We start from the raw sequence: 18937 nt of genomic DNA, 5'->3' as shown, positions 1-18937 counted from the left end.
TTAACCTGAGAAATCATGAAAATGAATAGAATAATAACAATCTTGTTGATGCTCAGTCTTACCGCATGTGTGGATGAGTTTTTGGACAGAAGAATGGATACAAACTATACCAAGGACCAGGTGTTCTCAACCTATACAACAATCAGGAATTTTGGGATTGGTATTTACAGTCACCTGCCAAACGGTTTTGACAGATTTGATGGAGGAACCTTGGCAGCAGCATCTGATGAAGCAGTCCATTCCGGTGCAATAGGGACAGTGCAAAAATTGTCATCGGGAAATTGGGGTGCATTCTCAAACCCAGATGACCAATGGAACAACCTGTATAGTGGAATCAGAAAAGCAAATTTGTTTCTGCAGGAATCTGTAGATTATGAACGGGTGATCATTCAGGATACGATTACTGATCAGGGCAGGCAAACATACCAAACACAAGTAAACGACCTGCGTTGGTTGAGGGCTGAAGCACATTTTCTTAAAGCATATTTTTACTTTGAACTCATCAAAAGATACGGGGGAGTTCCCATCATCGAAGAGGTTCTGACACTGGAAGATACACAGGGAATTCAAAGGGCAAGTTTTGGGGAATGTGTTAACTTTATAGAAAATGAAATACAAACAGCCTTGGTTGACCTTAGGGTAAGCTGGCAGGGTTTTGATAGTGACAGGCTTTTGGGTAGGGCCACTACAGGTGCAGCACACGCATTAAGGTCTAGGCTGTGGCTCTATGCAGCAAGCCCCCTACACAATACAGGTGCTGATCCAGAGCCTTGGGAGAAAGCAGCGGTGGCATCTTTTGAAGTTATAGGAAGTGGCCAATATAATTTGGTTGGAAATTACAGAGACCTGTTTAGAAGTAGCCATAATTCCGAGATTATATTCTCAAGGAGATATCCTGCTGCAAACAGCCTGGAAAGATCCATGTACCCAATAGGATTTACAGGTGCAGTAGGAGGCACAAACCCAAGCCAGAATCTGGTGAATGCTTATGAGACAAGCAATGGCCTGGCAATCTCAGAAGACCCAACTTATGATCCACAAGCTCCATACGTCAACCGAGATCCACGGCTGATGATGAGCATTGTCACAAATGGCTCAACCTATAAGGGGAGAGCAGTTGAAACCTTTAGATATGGAATGGATGGCCCAGGAAAACCCAGAGCTACAAGGACTGGCTATTACCAGAAAAAGTATGTAGATGAAGGTTTGGATATCCTGCAGGGAAGGACAAGTGTGCATGCTTGGATTTATTTCAGGTACGCTGAAGTTCTGTTGAACTATGCCGAGGCGATGAATGAGCTCTATGGGCCTGATGGTACCTCGGAGCAAACTCCCTTGTCTGCGAGGGAAGCGCTGAACCAAGTAAGGACCAGGCCGGGAGTTAATATGCCTGCTGTTGCTGTCCAAGGTAAAGATGCATTTAGAGACCGTCTCCATAACGAAAGAAGAGTAGAATTGGCATTTGAAGAACATAGATACTGGGACGTGAGAAGATGGGGAATTGCTGACGAGGTATTGAATCAGCCCATTTTGGGAGTTTCAATTGCATTGAACAGTGGAGGGGATATTGAATACAATGAGCGGGAAGTAGAGTCCAGGTATTTTGCACCGCATATGAATCTGTATCCAATACAAGCCGTTGAAATCAATAAATCAGGAGGGACATTGACACAAAACCCAGGATGGTAAAACCAATAAAAAACATGAAAAAAAGTAAATTGAGGCATTTCAAGCTTTTGTCTACATTCCTATTGATACAGATGCTGTCTGTATCAATAGGCCATGCACAAGAATATAAAAGCTTCACCCCAGGAGAAATATGGAAAGATGACCAAGGCACACATATCAATGCCCATGGTGGAGGTCTTTTATACCATGATGGGATCTATTATTGGTATGGAGAACACAAAACTGCCGGAAGAGGGGGAAACAGGGCACTGGTAGGTGTTGGCTGCTATGCTTCAACAGATCTTTATAATTGGGAAAACAAAGGAATAGCGCTCCCTGTGGATGCTGAAGGTAGTGGGTCAGACATTGAAAAAGGCAGCGTAATTGAAAGACCGAAGGTCATATACAATGAATCGTCGGGTAAATTTGTCATGTGGTTTCATCTGGAGTTGAAAGACAAGGGGTATGAAGCTGCCCGGACCGCCCTGGCAATAAGCGATACACCAACAGGACCATTTACCTTTGTCAAGTCTTTAAGGCCCAATGCCAAAACCTGGCCTATAGATTTTCCCGAGTCATGGAAAACAAAATCAATTCAGGAAAAGGACCTAAAAGCATGGACGGATCAGTGGAAGAATGAAGTCAGTGAAGGCTTGTTTGTCAGAAGAGATTTTGAAGGAGGGCAAATGTCAAGGGACATGACATTGTTTGTTGATGAAGATGGCAAAGCTTACCATATCCACTCGGCAGAAGAAAACCTTACCCTACACATTTCTGAGTTGACTGATGATTATCTTGATTTCACAGGTAAATGGGCAATACTGGAACCAGCTGGACACAATGAAGCCCCTGCAATATTCAAAAAAGACGGACGCTACTACATGATTACCTCGGGATGTACCGGGTGGGATCCCAATGCTGCCCGTTCCTTTGTGGCTGATGATATCATGGGGCCTTGGGAGTCTTTGGGGAATCCCGCACAGGGAAAGGATGCTGATATTACTTTTGATTCCCAAAGCACTTACATACTTCCCGTGCAGGGCAAGGAAGGTGCTTTTATTTTTATGGCCGACAGGTGGAGACCGCAAAATGCAATTGATGGAAGATATGTTTGGCTACCTATCATGTTTGAAGATGGAAGGCCTGTATTGCATTGGAAGGACACTTGGAGTATTGAAATTTTCGACTAATCTAAATATCATAAAATGAATTTATCAACAAAATATGATGATATTATTGTTCTTGGTTTTTTAAGTGTGCTTTTTCTGTATTCTTGCGATACAAAAATCGAAAAAACCAGTAAAAACACTTCCCCATACCCTGGGTATGAACTCGTTTGGCAAGATGAATTTGACACTGAAGGCAAACCTAACCCGGATGATTGGTCGTTTGAAAGTGGTTTTGTCCGCAACCATGAGCTACAATGGTACCAACAGGATAATGCCAATATCAAAGATGGGGTATTGGTGATTGAAGGCAGAAGGGATAGCATCCCAAATCCCAACTATGATCCCCAAAGCAAGGATTGGAAAAAGAGCAGGGAATATGGATTGTATTCTTCGTCCAGTATCAACACAGCGGGAAAACAGACTTTCCAATATGGGATTATTGAGGTAAAGGCAAAGATTGATACCGCTATGGGTATGTGGCCGGCAATATGGACACTGGGGGTGGACAAGGGCTGGCCAGCAAATGGGGAGGTTGACATCATGGAATATTACAGGGTGAAGGGAGAAGGCACGATTTTGGCCAATGCGGCATGGGCGCATGAAAGCAAACGGGCAGCATGGGATGAAGCTAAAATCCCATTCAGGGATTTCTTGGAAAAAGATGCCCATTGGCCTGAAAAATTCCATACTTGGGTGATGGAATGGACTCCAGAAAACATCAGACTATCGTTGGATGGTGAATTGCTCAACGAAATTGACTTGAGTCTTACCTTAAATCCTGATGGTTTCAACCCTTTTCATCAACCCCACTATATTTTACTCAACTTGGCAATAGGTGGAAATGGGGGTGATCCCACAGAAACAGCATTTCCAAAGACATACGAAGTAGATTATGTAAGGGTGTATCAGCAAGTAGATTCTGAATGATTAAGGATTGTGAATTATATAATCCCATCAAATCCATCTGTTATTATGCGATTTTCAATAATTGAATAAGCGCTATTATCTAAATACATAAAGGGCAAGCGTGCCATCAAGCACGTTTGTCCTCTTTACGCAGAACCACTGTTAGCGGGTTCTTTTCTTTGATTTTTTTGAGACTTTGTTATAGTCAAGACAAATATTCAGTAAGTAGTCAAAGTCTTTTTTGTCCCTATACCCTTCTGGATTTATGTAGCAATACCCTTTATACTCCTTGCCTTTCATTAACATTGTTTCGTATCCCCTCCATTCGTAAAGTTCTTCTTGACGATTGGGATCAAACCGTAACATCAATTTCTCTTCACTAACGCAGACGCAGGTTTTTCCATTAACCATAAAGTTGAGAACTGAGAACATTTCTTTTTCTTCAACCTCTATATTTGGAATTTCGGAAAGATACTCACGGACGCTGTCTGCAAGACCTATATCATATGGCATAGTCCATTATTATTTTCGTGAGTGCAACCCTACGGTATTGCCTTCTGTGTCAATGAAAATCGAAACATAGCCGAAATCGCCAATATGTAATTTAGGTTGCACAACTTTTCCACCTGCCTTCTCAATTCTTTGCTCTTCTGCAAGGCAGTCTTCGGTTTCAAAATATATAACCGTATTGTTGTTGCTTGGGGCAAAATCTGCTTTTTCCACCAATGCCCCCGAAATGTTTGGGCTCTTGGGATTGGAAGGAAAAAAGGATTGTTTACCCCATTCAATGGGAAGGTCAGTCAGTTTTACATCAAAAACTGTTTCATAGAATCTTTTTGCACGGTCTAAGCTTGCTACATTGAGGTCAAACCAACCAACTGGATTTACATCTGCCATTTTATTATAAATTTATGTGCTGTTGCAAAATTGCTCTACAAAGCAACAACAACTTAAAACGGCAAAATTGTAAAAATGGGACAAGGTCAATCTTTGTCAAAAATCAAGGACATTTTTAAATCGTCACCATAGAATTCTTTTGGTGTTAGTCCTGTAAACTCTTTAAAATCCTTTATAAAATGAGCTTGGTCAAAGTATTCATTTTCATAAGCCAAATCGGTTAATTTACCGACATCTTTTGTCAATAATGACTTTAAAGCGGCTTGGATTCGTATTGTTTTTGAGAGTTGTTTGGGGCTTATCCCGATAGTTGAAGAAAATTTGCGTGTCAATTGTCTGCGATTGATATTGTTTTGCAATGAATGTTCAATGACAGAAAACTGTCCGTTAGCATTTAAGATTGTCTCAACCGTAGATTTTACAATGTTGTCAATTGTTTGTTTGTCTGTAAGACGTTTTAACAAAAAGGCTTCGATGATGTTTATTCTCTCCGAAGTTGAATTTGCGTTTAAAATGTTTTTCCCAATTTCTTCTCCGTCTTTCCCAAATAGCTTAACCAATGGGACAGCCGTATTTTCTATTTCCTTAATCGGAATGGTCGTAAAAGGCAGAAAGCCATTCGGGTAAAATCGAACAATAAAAGAGCCCGTTATTCCAACAGGTTCTACTATATAAGGTTTCGTCAATTGCCCAATTAAAAAGCACTTTGGCAAGATTGTGATTTCTCCGTTGTTTGAGTGATGTTTGTACGTGTCTCCATAGTGAAAAATCAACTTCATCGTCCCATCAGGCACTATGGTGTTTTTTTGTGGTGTACTGTCTTTTTCGCCTTCCAATGTCCAATAGCACTTAACAAATTCTGTCAGTTCACTATTTGGTTGATAAATTTCTGGTTTCATTGGATTGTTGTTTTATAGCAGAATGTTGTTTTAGAATGGCCACTGACGGGATTCATCCTGCCGGAATCAGACAGGCTGTACCAAGGTGAAGTTGGCAGACTAATTTTATTAACCTGAGTTCGATTGTTGTCACAAAGTCAAAATCAATAAAAATATCCAGTTACAAGGCAAATTTTTGAGGAATAGCCTAAGCTATCGCTCAAAAATTTAACGCAGTAAATGGGTGTTTTTATTGACTGAGCCGACTATTCGGTAATTGCCCAGACATCTGGATAATTATTATTTAAATCAGATTCCAACATTAACTGAAAATCGGTTGGTGCATCTAACAGCTTCAAGTCCCAGGTTGAAATAGATTTATCATTTTCTTGGTTGTATTTAACGATCTTATGTATCAATATATGGGACGGTCAAGTATAAAGCAGTAGCCGTTTGAAAGCAATGGACTTTCAAACGGCTTCTAAGATACAATATTGCAGGAAACTTTCGGTTCGGGCATCACCCGTTATTGCTATTATACAATGTTGCCAGTTTTCACATTTACTTTTGTCACTATATCCAATCCAATTGATCTACCGTTTGTGGAGTTTTAAGGTCTCCTGTATGCTTAGTGGTTTTAGGCTCGATAAGCATGACTTTTACTTCTTCGCCGTTTGTAGTCCAAGGCCTATGTTCTACGCCCTTTGGTACAATCAATATCTCTCCGGGATTGGTGACTATGGTCTTCCCATCTCTAAAATCCATCATCAAGGTACCACTGACCACCACAAACATCTCATCTTCTTCCTGATGGCTATGCCAAACCAAGTCTCCTTTAAGCTTGGCTAGTTTTACATAGTTTTCATTCAACTCTCCTATGATGTAGGGGTGCCAGTGATGCTGTATTTTGGCAAATTTTTCTTTCAAGTTAATTTTCATTGCACGATCTATTTGGTTTGTTTTAAAATCCAATTGCTAATTACTTCCAACGCTTCAGGAGCAAATGTTTCTTCAATTTGGGAATATTCAGAAACAAGTCCTGTTTTACTTTCCTGAAACAAGTGATTCAATCCTTGTAATAAAATAACTTCATGATTTTTTGATCTACTTGATTCCAAGGCATCTTTCACAGGTTGTAAGTGATATTTAGGAGGAACTTGGGTGTCGTTAGTGCCATATAATGCCATTGCCGGAATGTCAATTTTCTTGATTTCAGTGGCTGGATTATAATTGTAAAAATACCTAATCCAGGGAGTGGTTCTTGTTGCTACCAGATTTTCAATAAATTCATCCCTGTCAACATTGACCGGTAGAAGTGATGCCAATATCTCTGAATTTTGATAAAACTCTTTCAATTCCCTCATTACAATTGTGGTTTCCTTATCAGATGAAGCTATTTCGATGGCTTCCTTTACATAGGCTTCATATGCTTTCTCATCCGCCACAGGGAAGCTGCGAAAGTCTAGTGATTGCCGTAATGAAACTTCTTTCCCAGTTGTACCGGTGCCAGCCAGCATAACTATGAAATTGACATCTTTTGACTGATTGGCTACCATCGGGGCAATAATGGCCCCTTCGCTATGCCCAACCAAACCGATTTTATTGGTGTCAATATCCGTTCTTTTCTTCAAAAATTCAATGGCACTTAAAACATCTGCTGCAAAATCGGCAGTAGTACCAGCAGAAAAATCACCTGTGGATTCACCATAGCCCCTGTCATCATATCGCAAAACCGCAATTCCTTTTCGGGTGAGGTAATCTGAAAGCACCAAGAAAGGTTTGTGCGCAGCAAATGATTCGTCTCTGTCCTGCGGTCCACTGCCCGAAATCAGTATGACCACTGGTGGTTTTTTGTCCGTTTTTATGGGAAGGGTCAATGTGCCCGCAAGCGTAACATTGCTTTTTTGATTATTAAACTTCACATCTTCCTCCCTGTAGGGGTAAGGTTTTACAGGTTCTTGGGGTCTGTTCAGCTTGACTTCCTCAATGGTTTCTTTAGTGAGTATCAAAGGAACTTTATTAACTCCTTCTTGGAAAGTGCCCTCAATTGTACCTGAGGAGACATTCCATTTTCCGCTATACTTGAACCCCAGATTAGAAGCATCTATCAAGAAGTCGCCATTTTCAAAAGTGGTAGATTTAGCCACAAGGTCTTTCACTCCTTGGCTTGGTATGGCAATCTCTGTTTTCAGTACTTCACCAGTTCTGGAAATCTGAAAAATAAACAGTATTTTTCTTTCTGGCTGTACTTCCAGGTTTCCATTCCAGATTCCCTCAATCTCCTGAGAAAATGCTGTGAAAGAGATCAATGCAAAGCATAAGATTGTTACAATTTTTTTCATAACTCTATGGTTTTTTGGGCATAGCTATCCTGTAACTGATAGTTTCAGCCGATTTGAAAATTCTAATCTGTTTGTGGGGTATTAGCTGTTGATGTTGGAAAGCATTTGTTCCGATTTTAACCAAATCGCAGTTAACTATCTATTTCTTTTAAAATATTCTCTGCAGAATTTGTGACATTTTTGTAGCCTTTGAATACCCATCTTGAAAGAAAGAACAAGAAGATTAAAAGTATAGGAATATAAATCCAAAGATTGTCAATATGCTCTGCCTCAAAAAGATCTTTATTTTTAATTATTTTAGAAGTGACAGGTAAGATCATAATTGCCAAAACCATACTTAGATAAAGTGTTATTTTCTGAGTAAAAAACAATGATTTTTTAGCTTTTTGAAATTTAACCAAAACATCTTTATAGCTACTATTGGCGATATTTATTTTTTTCATGTTGCTGATTTTTCTCAACGTTAATGCTGGCAAGACTAGTAATAACAGCAAGGTGATTATCCCGAATAATATTAAATACCAAGAATCTAGTTTTTCAAAATTGACAATTAAAAATATAGCACTGCCATAGCATATTACAGAACCTATAGTTTCATAAATTTGTAGTTTGCTGAATTTATTGACATACCTTTCTTTTGTCATTTTTTCGATGACTTGATGCGTCAGAATTTCTTGTTTTTCCAATCTCTTACTCATTTCTTGCCAAGTGTTTTTCATTTCTTCCAGTTCCATGATTAGTGCGTTTTAGTGATCTGTGATTTCAGTTTCTCTTTGATTCTTGAAATCTTGGTTCCTACATTACTGGTCGTTATACCTATGATTTCAGCGATTTCCAGGTGGCTCTTTCCTTCTAAAAAAAGCAGGATGATGCCTTTTTCCAGCAGATTTAGCAGTTGGATATGCTCATAAAGTAGCTTAAGTCTTTCCTCCTCCAACTTGTCTGATACATCGGCAAACCGCATGGTCTCCAAATCAATGGGGACGGTGTCCACTTGCTTCTTGGTGCTTTTCAGACTGTAAATGGCCGTGTTCATGGCCACCCGGTACATCCAAGTGCTTAGCTTGGACTGTTCGCTGAAGGAGTCAAAGGACTTCCAAAGTTGGAAGACAATTTCCTGATACAGGTCCTCCCTGTCGTGAAGACTGTTGGTATAAAGCATCGCTACTTTAAAAATCAGTCCTTCATTCTGTTTTACTACTTGTATGAATCGGCTTTTTTTATCCATCGAAAATCAAACTTCAACCAATTAGTATTTGAAGTTTCCAAAAAATCACAAATTAGTAGAATTTATTTTTCTTAATGAAGGAGCCAGACATGCATTAGAGGTTTCAGCAACCCTGATCAATCTAACACTACCCTATTGAAAATCTGCACCTTGCAGGCCTCTATCTTTATTTTAGATTTCCAGAATTGGTACCCTCCGTTAGTTCTGAAAGTGAATGTTTTTAATAGATATGTATATCCCGAACCATCTTGACCACCCATTCAAAGTAAGGTTAGGGTATTCTTAGGTGTTGTTAACTGTTGTTTTTATCCATTCACGTTCCTTGCAATTCTGAATCCCAAATCATCTATTTTGAACGAAAAAGGATGACTTCTTCTTCGATTTGTTGCCATTACACTCCTTTCATGGTCACACCAACCGCCACCACGGAAAACACGGTAAGTTCCGTAAACAGTTTCGTCATATATGTCTGAACACCATTCCCAAACATTTCCCAACATATCATAAAGTCCCCATTCGTTAGGTTTCTTTTGTCCAACTTTTTGAGTTTGATTATTGGAATTATCTTTAAACCAAGCAATTTTATTCAATTCTCCGTATCTAATGTCTTTGACCCCCGCTTGACAAGCATACTGCCATTCTGCTTCTGTTGGCAATCGAAATCCATTTGCTTTTGAATTTAACGTTACTTTTTCAGTTGCTAAGTCAATTGCATAGCATTTATCTTTTCCCAAAGAATCAGATAGTCCATTGCAAAAATTCACCGCATCAATCCAAGAAACATTTTCAACTGGCAATTTGTCTCCTTTGAATGTCGAAGGGTTTTCGTCTGTCAATGCTCTATATATTTCCTGTGTTATTGGGAATTTAGAAAGTTCAAAGGAGTTTATTTCAACCGACCAAGTTTCTTTGGTTCGGTCATCTCTCATACCAATCGCTCCTGTCGGAATGGTCACAAACAACCCGTCAATTGCTTTCTTATCTATGTTTTCTTTTATCGTTTTCACGTTGTTTTTTTTAAAACTCTGACTAACATAAACAAAAACACCTCAAATTGAGCTGTTTTCTATTCACGTTGCCTTGCTCATGTGTAGTTTTGCCAGTTTTCTTTACATATATGATCTTTTGTTTTATTGGGCTTCCCCAATATTTACCCTGAATGATTTTTTAAATTGTTCAAACACATTGTTCGGGGCAACATTGGTTATACCCATCTCTTTAAATATGGCTTTATCGGGCAGTTCACCTGATGCTAACGCAGCAAATTGATTAACATGGGCTTGAATTGTCTCGGGTAGTTTAAATATTGATTCCGGTGTAAGCATTACTGTCAATCTGAACACATCGGCCTTGTGTTTTCTCAATTGCTTTGCATCTTCTCTACTACCTTTTTCAATTCGTTCTTTTATTTCTAAAAATGCTTTAGCCTTCAAACATATCAATGCTTCAATACTGGCATGATGCAGGCCATCTTCCACTTGACTGTGCTCAATCATGTAATTGTAATAGTCGTCATTCAATAATATGGCTGATAAACTTGAAAGGTCATCGTCAACTGGAATAGGTGTTAGATGTGCTTCGCCTTCTAAAACAATTATATCGGGTGTTCTTGAAAACAGCTCTATTTGATGCGGAAAGTCTGTATTCTCCGGTTTAACAAATCGGTAATATTCTCTTTCTTCATTACTTTTTTCCCTTTGCTGATACTTGCCGTCATCAATAAACTGCCAAAACTGTTTAACAAATTCTGAGCTTAGGGCTTCTACAACCAAAATGATGTCTATATCCTTGGTGGCTCTGGGAACAAAGCCAGCTTCATCAATTATAATATCGCAAGCCGTACCACCGATAATCACGTAATTGCCAGGATACCGTCCAAAGTATTCTTTAAATATGTCTAATCCTCTTACCATCTATATTTCTCTAAAATCTGGTCTAATGCCATATCAATACGTTCATCTTTGCTATCCTTCACACTCAGGTATAAAGAAAGTGGATCTACCACAGTCCTATCATTTGGCAGTTCATCCACCAATGCCAAAGGGTTATATTTCCATACCTCTAAGGCATATTTGCCTTCATAATCGTTTGGATTAACTAAAGCATTGCTTCTTTTTAAATCATAAAAAACGGTTTTTTCAATAGCGAAATATTCTTGTCTGCTGGGGTTCAAATCAGTGTATTCAGGCAAAGCAGATGTATTGCTATGCAGCAGAAAAAGATTTTTGGGTTTTTCATCTACATATACAGTTTTAATAATAGGATTCACCAAAAGATTTTGTTGTTGGGCAATGTTCCATAACTTATTCCCCTCATATCGAAAGCGGATAAATTTTTCTTTCCCCCCTTCTACATCTACTAATTCATGGTATTTCAAATTGTCAATTGCATTTGATATAGCCATTGATGTATAGCCTAATTTCTGTGCAATTTCTTTAAAGGGATGTTCTTCCAGTTTCCATTGCTGGTATCTATGGATGATTTGATAAATCATTAAAAATTGTGCAGATGGAAGTAGGGTCTCATTTTTTTGCTTCGCCTTTGGATGAACATAGATTTCACGCAAGTCAATCAGCAAATCGGGCATGTAAAGTTGTTTTCCCGGCATTATAAAGTTGATGCCTTTTTCAATCAATCGTTTGCGGTTGTATGCTTGTACGTTTTCCAACACTATCACAACTTTTTGTTTGAGCAGGTTTTTTATTTGTTGCACCTGCTTTTCGGTTTGTCGTATGCTTAGTCCATCATCGTTTTTCAATTCCGCCAAAATGATTTCTTTGTTGAATAAGTCTGTGCGGTACAGCTTGAAGGTCTCGTGGATATACATAGGAAGTCTGTCCAAATAGCTTTTGGCTATGGGAGTTACCGTTGGATGTATGCCCAGCGTTTCCTCAATATACCTAAGCGTTTTCTTCATTCTATGTTCCATGATAAACCTAATTTCGGTTGATAAAGCATATATCTTTATTGTGCAAATATAGATTTATTATTCTGATTTTCATATCTTAATCACTTCACTCGTTTCAAAAAGCTGATGTTCATTTCGATGTATATAGCCCAACTGATTGGTTATGAGTTTGGTATTGCCAATCGTGAACTCAGGCGTGTTTGTATGATGATGCCCATACACCCAACAGGCTATTTCGGACGATTCTATAAGGTCATGCAGTTCTACCGCAAAGGCCTCACTGAGTATATCGCCCTTGTATTGCTCAGGATAATTGAGAAATGTAGGGCAATGGTGGGTAAAAACGGCCATTTTCCAGTCCGTATTCTTGTTTAGTTCATTTTGTATAAATGCCAAACTCTCTACATGCAGTTGGTTATATAGTTCAGTCGAAAGGCGGTAGCCTTTGTATTTGATTAATTGAAAATCATTCAGGCTGCGTTCAATTTGCCACTGGTAGTTGGGACTGATGTGGCTCCAAAGGGTAGAGAAAATCAATTTTACACTTTCATGTACCACCGCAGTATTGTTCACCAAAAATACATTGCGGCGAATGGCTTCATACAACACACCGTTTTTCTCGGCCATATCAAAATGGTAATATTCATGATTGCCGGGCAGCCAATAAGTAGTTTTGAAATGATCTGACAAAAAACTGAAAAAATCCTGGTTCTTATCCAGTACCGCAAAAGGCACAATATCTCCTGACAACACCAATACATCACCCATGGGCTGCAAAGGATACTGTTTTAAGAATTTCTTGTTGGCCTCGAATTCTAAATGAAGGTCGGAGGCGTACTGGAGATTAATTGGCATGTTTTTTTATCAAAATAATTATCCGCAATCATACCAGTAAGGATAAATTGAAACAATGATGAGTCGGCCAAAAAGCTTTTGGCCAAAATATCTTCTGCTGAGGTCAGCTCATGGAAACCATCAAAGTTGGTTGTTCGCCAATCTCTACTTTTCGAAAGTTCACGAAAGCTGAACATTCAAAAATCGCTTCCAATAGTTCTGGCGCATTCTGTTTCAAAAGTTTTCCTTTATGGATTTCGATTAGGGTTGGTTCAGTCGAAAGTTCGTCTACACAATCAATCCAAGCATTCATGTTCTCGCCATAATAGTCTGGAAAGTTCATCTCCGATTTGAATTCAGAATGGAAAGTTTTCCAGTTCTTGATCTTGTTGCCATATATTCGATATACTTTCATTGTAGTTGCATTGGTGGTATATAACATCAGACTCCCGCAGTAGGGGACAGGTTATGAAAAAAGCCTCTGCCAGTTTTTAGTCCAACCCTTTTACACCTGTCCTACCGAATGGCGGGAATCCCTCTAAAATTAGTAAATTTAGCTGTATTTGCATGCCCATCTTAGGAGGGTTTTCAGACATCCAACCTATTCCTATGAATCATATCCAGGGAATGGCCCACTTTCACTGCCTAAAAACATGTCGGTTGAGAGGGGTCAATCCCGAGATTCGGGACAGGCTATGCTCCGGAATATCCTGCAGGTCAATAGACTTTAAACTATCAAAAGAAATTCGTTTTTGACGGGCAACAAATGTGAACCCGTTGCCAAGTTCTAATAAAAAGTGTTCAAGTTTATCTATTAACTCTTGTTCAAGGTCGCTTTCAGAATAAGAAGAATGTTCAGGAAGTCCAATAAATTCAAGAATATAAGGGTCTTTTATTGCATCTTTTGGTTTTTCAAGTACCAATCCCTTTTCCGAGAGTTCTTTTACTTTGCCCTTATCTCTGCTTAATGCCAATCTTGTATATAATGCGGAGTCAAATTGGCGTTGTAATTCCCTCACGCTCCAAGTGTTTTTAGATGATTCAATCTCATAGAATTTACGCTCGTTTTCATCATCAATTCGTATGAGTTTCAAGTAGTGTGACCAACTTAAATCAAAATTCCGAGACGGTGTTTCGGATTTTCCATAAACAAGATAAAACCGTCTCATATTCTCAAGGTTGTCAACCGAAAAACCTTTACCAAACTCTTTAGTCAAGACATCAGAAAGATCTTTTAAGATTTGTTTTCCATAGTCTGCTCTTTCTTTCCCATCTTGCTCTTCCTCTACAATCATTCTCCCAATCTCAAAATAGCTGAGTACCATTGTCTGGTTAACAGTACGCACTACTTTACTTCTTGCTGATTGTAGTAAATCAACAATTTTCATGAAGAATTTTGTATTTGAAGGTGTGTTTGACATAATCTAACTAAGTTTTTTTTTACAATTTAGGATGCTTTATTAATAACATATTCAATCCTACTTCTCAGCAATCCAGTCGTATCCCAACTTCTACTTTCTTTATTCTTAATTGATAACAGCATTTCAAAACGGGATGCTATCAACTACAGTGGTGCTATTTCCCACTTACCAAACCTAACTAATCTTTCATAAAATTAAAATATCCTGATCAGGTGGATAGTATTTCATGTCCCCAGAAAACAGACGATGGCAAAATCCATTTTTCGATAACCTTCGATTGAGTCATTTGATGATATTTTAATGCCTCACTCTGGTCCCCCCCACCTTTAGGCGAAGACTTTAGTGTTTTTTTACTTTGTGATCCTTGTGGTAAAAATTCATAACCACAAAGATCACCATGTTTTTCACAAAGAACACTAAGTCTCGGATTCACTTTAGGCGCCTTTAGGCGAAACCAAACCTATCGGTCTTTAGCCGATAGTAGTTTAGTCCAAGATTCATTAATCTCAAAATATTTTTCGGCATGGTCGGAATATAGCCTAAAAATAGCATTCATTATCAATTGATTATTAAGTTTAACGAAATTGCATCCAAAGCTAGGTTACAAACTCAGATCCATATTCTCTTATGGAGTTATATCAGAAGGGACATAACCTCCACTTATCAAGGCCAATCTTGAAAGTTGATTTTGGGACATTTTTTATAGGAATTCGAAAATATATTAAAATACACCTCAAAGTCATCTGTCGTATTATTTTTTGAACCCTTAAAGCCCAATGTCATATATTTAAGCATTATATAATTCTTATTGTTTTAAAAATTATCAGGCTTACTTATTGGTTTTAAATGGTTTTATCGAACTTGTAAATTGTATGGTTTGAGGAATGGCTTGATATTTATTAATCACCCCGATTGCCGTGCATCCTACCCCAGTGGTTTGGTAGTCGAAATTGAATGTTACGCCATCCGATTTGATCAGATCATAGGTATATTTTGCCTTTGACAAATTTTCGGTGCTGTAATTATAGCAATTGAAATTGAATGGTATAGCTGCCGAAAACTCAATTCCGATTCCTTCAGTATTTGTCAGTCGCACATATTGGTTGTCGGTGCGCAAGCCACAATCCTGGGGAATCAAATATGGTTCAAACATCGCATCAACCGTTGACTGATAAAGCCCAATACGGTAGCCGGTTTTGCGGTCGGGATAATTTTCCTGAGGTCCACGTCCAAACCATTCTACATGTTGCATTTGCTCATCGAAAACCCATTTTGTTCCGATGCGTGGCAAGGACATGGGCATTTTTCCATTTGGATTAATCGTGTGCTGTAAACTGATTTCACCGTCTGGCGTAATCGTATAAACCATCTCATTTTCGAAGCCTGCATTGCCAGCATTTCCAAAAAGAGCAATTTCACGAATACTGACAATTACGTTTTCAGCCTTATTTTCAACCCGAAATGATTCAAGTTTTGACTTCATATTATCCAGACCGATAGAATACCATGAAGTGGCAACCATCCTTCCGTAACCTTGTTTTGTAGGAAATACATTAACCGCAGGAACTGTCCAGTCGTCCAGTTCGTTCGCCAAAGGGGCACGCCAAACATTGAGTTGCGCTCCCTGTTTCAGCAATTCTGCACCCATGTATTTCATGGAGTACAATTGTCCATCGGCTTTATTAAAGGTATAATCGAAATTTACTCCGGATACAATCAAATGTTGCTCATTATCTGTCACTTTTAAAGGATTGGTCTGATGCTGTACCAATTTTTTATCGGCAGGAACAATCCATGGCAATTCCAATTGATCCCAACACAGTTCAAAACCCTTCGCTGCCCATTCTGCAGCTTCTTTCGAATGAAAACTAACTGTTGCCAAATAAGTTGCACCGGCTTTTAGCTGAGGCTTTTGGATAGGAAGAACGTAGATTTTTTTTGCTTCTGGTTCGACATCCACCTCCAATTTTCCGGAAGCTATTGATATGCCGTTTTCCTCCAGATTCCAACGTGCTTCAAAGGCATTCGTATTGGTAAAAAAGTTTCGGTTCTGAACTTCAATTTCCATTTTTTCGGCATTGCTCCACTTTACAGAAATGGGTTGAGCCGACTTTTTTATTTGCCACATTTCAGGCTGCGGAACCCGATCGGGCCAAATACTTCCATAGGTACGCGCGCCAATTCCATAACTGAAAAACTCGCCTTCGTTTTGCTCCTGTTCAAAATCGAGCCACAAAGCTGCACGATTTTTCAAGTCCGGTTTTGCTGTAAATAAATCATTGATTTCAATCGCTTTGGGGAAAATACCCACCTGATCGATAATGGCATCGCACAAATAGCCGGAGGTATGCTGACCATGTGTCTCGGCATTCTTGCCCACATTAAGAGGAAAAGGAAAATTGGTAATGTTCCCGGTGACCGGTTCTTCAGCCACCTTTTTGTTGTCGATGAATAGTGATATCGTTTTTCCGTCATAAATACCTGCCACATGATGCCAGTTTTGTGTCCAATCTTCGGGTAATTCACCACGGACTACTGTTTTTTTCGATGTGTAGATATAGAAATCGAGCGAGTTGTCACCCACTTGCTGCAAACCAAATTGATTGTTTCCTTTGGTGACCAGTGTTCCACCCATTTTCATTAGATCGCGTGGAAAAATCCAAAATGAAACAGTTAGTTCATTACCCGAGATTTCAATATTCCTATCCTGATACACTTCCACCCATTGGTCGTGACCATTCAGATCAATGCCTTTTCCATCGTGTCCGCCAACCAGTTTTGCGCGTCCCATGATGTGCGTTGCGACCTTGTTGGGTGAGGAATCGGTCAATTTGCGAACTGGCTCAAGCAAACCTGGACTCACGAAATCCCAGATTGCACCGCCCGTGATGCGTGGATACTGGTAAATGACATCCCAATATTCATCCAGTCCACCACCAGCGTTTCCAGCTACCGAAAGGTATTCGTCCATAAACGATGGTCTCGGATCAACACTTTCAGGAACCATCCCCACCTGTGTTTTGAGATCAAAAGGAGAAGGGTAACGTGGACCAATAATCTCTTCGCAGTGATGCGAAAAAGCATTCCCTCCATACATCCAGTATCGTGTACTGTCATATTTCCTTCCTTCATCTATTACAGCACATATATTATTACCTTCCCCACTTTCGTTGCCTGCACTCCAGAAGAGAATGGAAGGATGATTGCGGTCGTGCAACACCATTTTGCGAACTCGATCGCGGTACATGGGTTCCCAGTCCGGATTATCGCTAAGGTATTCTGTGGCATGTGCTTCATTTCCGGTTTCATCGATGATGTAAAACCCATATTCGTCTGCCAATTCCAAATAGCGTGATACAGGTGGATAGTGTGATATGCGTACACAATTGATGTTGAATTGTTTAAACAGTTCAAAATCTTTCCGAATGGTGGCCTCGTCCATGGTATGCCCCAAAGTGGGATGTTGCATGTGCGTATTGATGCCGTTCAGTTTTATGGCCTTGCCATTGAGGTAGAAAACCTGATTGCGGATTTCAGTTTCTTTAAAACCAATACGACCAGTAATTACTTCTTCGGTTTTTCCTTCATTGTTTATCAATTCCATGGTTAACCGATAGAGGTTGGGCGTTTCGGCTGTCCACTTTTTAGGGTTTAATACGTCTGATGACATATCAATAATTTGCTTATTCTCAGCAGTTATTTGAACTGCATCCGAAGTAAAATCCTGAACCAATGCATTGCTTGCATCAAACAGCGAAGTTCGAACTTTGTAGTCCTGTTTATCGGTTCTCGATTGGTTATTTACCGTAATCTGCAAATTCAGTTTTGCGTTCTCATAGTTTTCGTCCAGGTCGGTAGTGGCATACCAGTCGAAGAGATGTACATCCGACTTAGCATACAGCCAAACATCATCGAAAATACCAGCCAAGCGCCAATAGTCCTGACTTTCGAGATACACACCATCTGAATATTTAATGACGTTGACGGCAATGGTATTTTTTCCTGGTTTCAGGAAACTGGTAATATCATATTCAGCAGGCTCTTGCGCACCTTCGTTGTAGCCAACTTCCTGTCCGTTGATCCAGACAAATGATGCCGAAGCGGTTTTCTCCATGCGCAAAAAAATGCGTTTGCTTTTCCAATTTGCCGGTAGGGTAAATGTTTTGCGATACGAGCCAGTCGGGTTGTATTCGCGGGGAACAAATGGCGGATTGGAGGGAAACGGATGTGCAACATTTCGGAACAAAGGATCTCCAACCCCCTGCATTTCCCAGTTGGAGGGAACTGTAATTTCAGACCATTTCTGATCATTAAAATTTGATTTAAAAAAGTCGTTGGGTGTACCTTCCGGAGTATTGGCAAAATGGAATTTCCATCTTCCATTCAACGAAAGCACATTTTCTGACTTCGATGTCTGAAGATTTAATGCTTCACCAACCGACTTAAAAGGAATACAGACTGTGTGGCCTTCAGTCTGGTTGATTTCAAATACCGCTGTATTTTCGATGAAAGGATAAATGTCCGTAAATTTCGATTGCTGTGCTGAGATTGTAAAACTTATCAGAGTGATAAATAAACCAACTATTTTTTTCATGCTCGATTAGATTATTATCTTGGTTGAAGACTATGGTTTTTGTAGGAGATAGACAAAAAAAAGCGCTGCTTTATCTGTTCTGATTCAGAAGA

The 18937-nt window shown here is 39.4% G+C and carries 17 protein-coding genes; 3 read left to right on the top strand and 14 right to left on the bottom strand.

Going from position 1 to position 18937, the window contains the following annotated elements:
• Positions 1-21: 21 nt before the first annotated feature.
• Genes ACFSKL_RS10425 through ACFSKL_RS10415 form a run of 3 tightly spaced genes read left to right on the top strand, consistent with a single transcriptional unit; the run spans position 22 to position 3764 of the window.
• On the top strand, positions 22-1689 hold the full coding sequence (locus tag ACFSKL_RS10425; protein WP_376886002.1) for a RagB/SusD family nutrient uptake outer membrane protein: 1668 nt from the start codon (positions 22-24) through the stop codon (positions 1687-1689).
• A 14-nt stretch (positions 1690-1703) separates the two neighbouring features.
• A complete protein-coding gene (locus ACFSKL_RS10420; protein WP_376886000.1) occupies positions 1704-2858 on the top strand; it encodes a glycoside hydrolase family 43 protein in 1155 nt (384 codons plus the stop codon).
• 15 nt (positions 2859-2873) lie between these two features.
• The gene (locus tag ACFSKL_RS10415; RefSeq protein WP_376885999.1) at positions 2874-3764 is read left to right on the top strand and encodes a glycoside hydrolase family 16 protein; all 891 of its coding nucleotides are present in this window, start codon (positions 2874-2876) and stop codon (positions 3762-3764) included.
• Positions 3765-3905: 141 nt separating this feature from the next.
• On the opposite strand, the gene ACFSKL_RS10410 is transcribed toward ACFSKL_RS10415, so the two are convergent.
• The 14 genes from ACFSKL_RS10410 to ACFSKL_RS10345 form a co-directional block, all read right to left on the bottom strand.
• Positions 3906-4256 carry a TfoX/Sxy family protein gene (locus tag ACFSKL_RS10410; RefSeq protein ID WP_376885997.1) on the bottom strand — a complete coding sequence of 117 codons (351 nt, stop codon included), beginning with the start codon at positions 4254-4256 and terminating at the stop codon, positions 3906-3908.
• A 9-nt stretch (positions 4257-4265) separates the two neighbouring features.
• On the bottom strand, positions 4266-4640 hold the full coding sequence (locus ACFSKL_RS10405; RefSeq protein ID WP_376885995.1) for a VOC family protein: 375 nt from the start codon (positions 4638-4640) through the stop codon (positions 4266-4268).
• An 86-nt stretch (positions 4641-4726) separates the two neighbouring features.
• The gene (locus tag ACFSKL_RS10400; RefSeq protein WP_376885994.1) at positions 4727-5539 is read right to left on the bottom strand and encodes a DUF6597 domain-containing transcriptional factor; all 813 of its coding nucleotides are present in this window, start codon (positions 5537-5539) and stop codon (positions 4727-4729) included.
• Positions 5540-6091: 552 nt separating this feature from the next.
• Positions 6092-6457, bottom strand: coding sequence for a cupin domain-containing protein (locus tag ACFSKL_RS10395; protein ID WP_376885992.1), 366 nt, complete (start codon positions 6455-6457; stop codon positions 6092-6094).
• A gap of 8 nt (positions 6458-6465) precedes the next feature.
• Positions 6466-7860 carry an alpha/beta hydrolase family protein gene (locus ACFSKL_RS10390; protein WP_376885990.1) on the bottom strand — a complete coding sequence of 465 codons (1395 nt, stop codon included), beginning with the start codon at positions 7858-7860 and terminating at the stop codon, positions 6466-6468.
• A 131-nt stretch (positions 7861-7991) separates the two neighbouring features.
• Entirely contained in the window at positions 7992-8594 is a 603-nt protein-coding gene (locus ACFSKL_RS10385; protein ID WP_376885989.1) for a hypothetical protein, read from the bottom strand.
• Between the two features lie 2 nt (positions 8595-8596).
• Positions 8597-9088 (bottom strand): RNA polymerase sigma factor, encoded by a 492-nt coding sequence (locus ACFSKL_RS10380; RefSeq protein WP_376885986.1) that lies wholly within the window; start codon positions 9086-9088, stop codon positions 8597-8599.
• Between the two features lie 305 nt (positions 9089-9393).
• On the bottom strand, positions 9394-10095 hold the full coding sequence (locus ACFSKL_RS10375) for a formylglycine-generating enzyme family protein (protein WP_376885984.1): 702 nt from the start codon (positions 10093-10095) through the stop codon (positions 9394-9396).
• A 123-nt stretch (positions 10096-10218) separates the two neighbouring features.
• Entirely contained in the window at positions 10219-11001 is a 783-nt protein-coding gene (locus ACFSKL_RS10370) for a hypothetical protein (RefSeq protein ID WP_376885983.1), read from the bottom strand.
• Complete coding sequence (locus tag ACFSKL_RS10365; RefSeq protein WP_376885981.1) at positions 10995-12017, bottom strand: hypothetical protein; 1023 nt, start codon at positions 12015-12017, stop codon at positions 10995-10997. The genes ACFSKL_RS10370 and ACFSKL_RS10365 overlap by 7 nt, the downstream gene beginning before the upstream one ends.
• Positions 12018-12086: 69 nt before the next feature.
• Positions 12087-12851: a metallophosphoesterase gene (locus ACFSKL_RS10360; protein WP_376885979.1), complete on the bottom strand. Its 765-nt coding sequence runs from the start codon at positions 12849-12851 to the stop codon at positions 12087-12089.
• A 103-nt stretch (positions 12852-12954) separates the two neighbouring features.
• On the bottom strand, positions 12955-13245 hold the full coding sequence (locus tag ACFSKL_RS10355; protein ID WP_376885977.1) for a barstar family protein: 291 nt from the start codon (positions 13243-13245) through the stop codon (positions 12955-12957).
• A 223-nt stretch (positions 13246-13468) separates the two neighbouring features.
• Positions 13469-14251: a PDDEXK nuclease domain-containing protein gene (locus ACFSKL_RS10350; RefSeq protein WP_376885974.1), complete on the bottom strand. Its 783-nt coding sequence runs from the start codon at positions 14249-14251 to the stop codon at positions 13469-13471.
• Between the two features lie 829 nt (positions 14252-15080).
• On the bottom strand, positions 15081-18845 hold the full coding sequence (locus ACFSKL_RS10345) for a beta-galactosidase small subunit-related protein (protein WP_376885972.1): 3765 nt from the start codon (positions 18843-18845) through the stop codon (positions 15081-15083).
• Positions 18846-18937 lie beyond the last annotated feature (92 nt).

The sequence above is a fragment of the Belliella marina genome (assembly GCF_042682445.1).
Classification (GTDB): domain Bacteria; phylum Bacteroidota; class Bacteroidia; order Cytophagales; family Cyclobacteriaceae; genus Belliella; species Belliella marina.
This window is presented reverse-complemented; position numbering and strand designations above follow the sequence as displayed.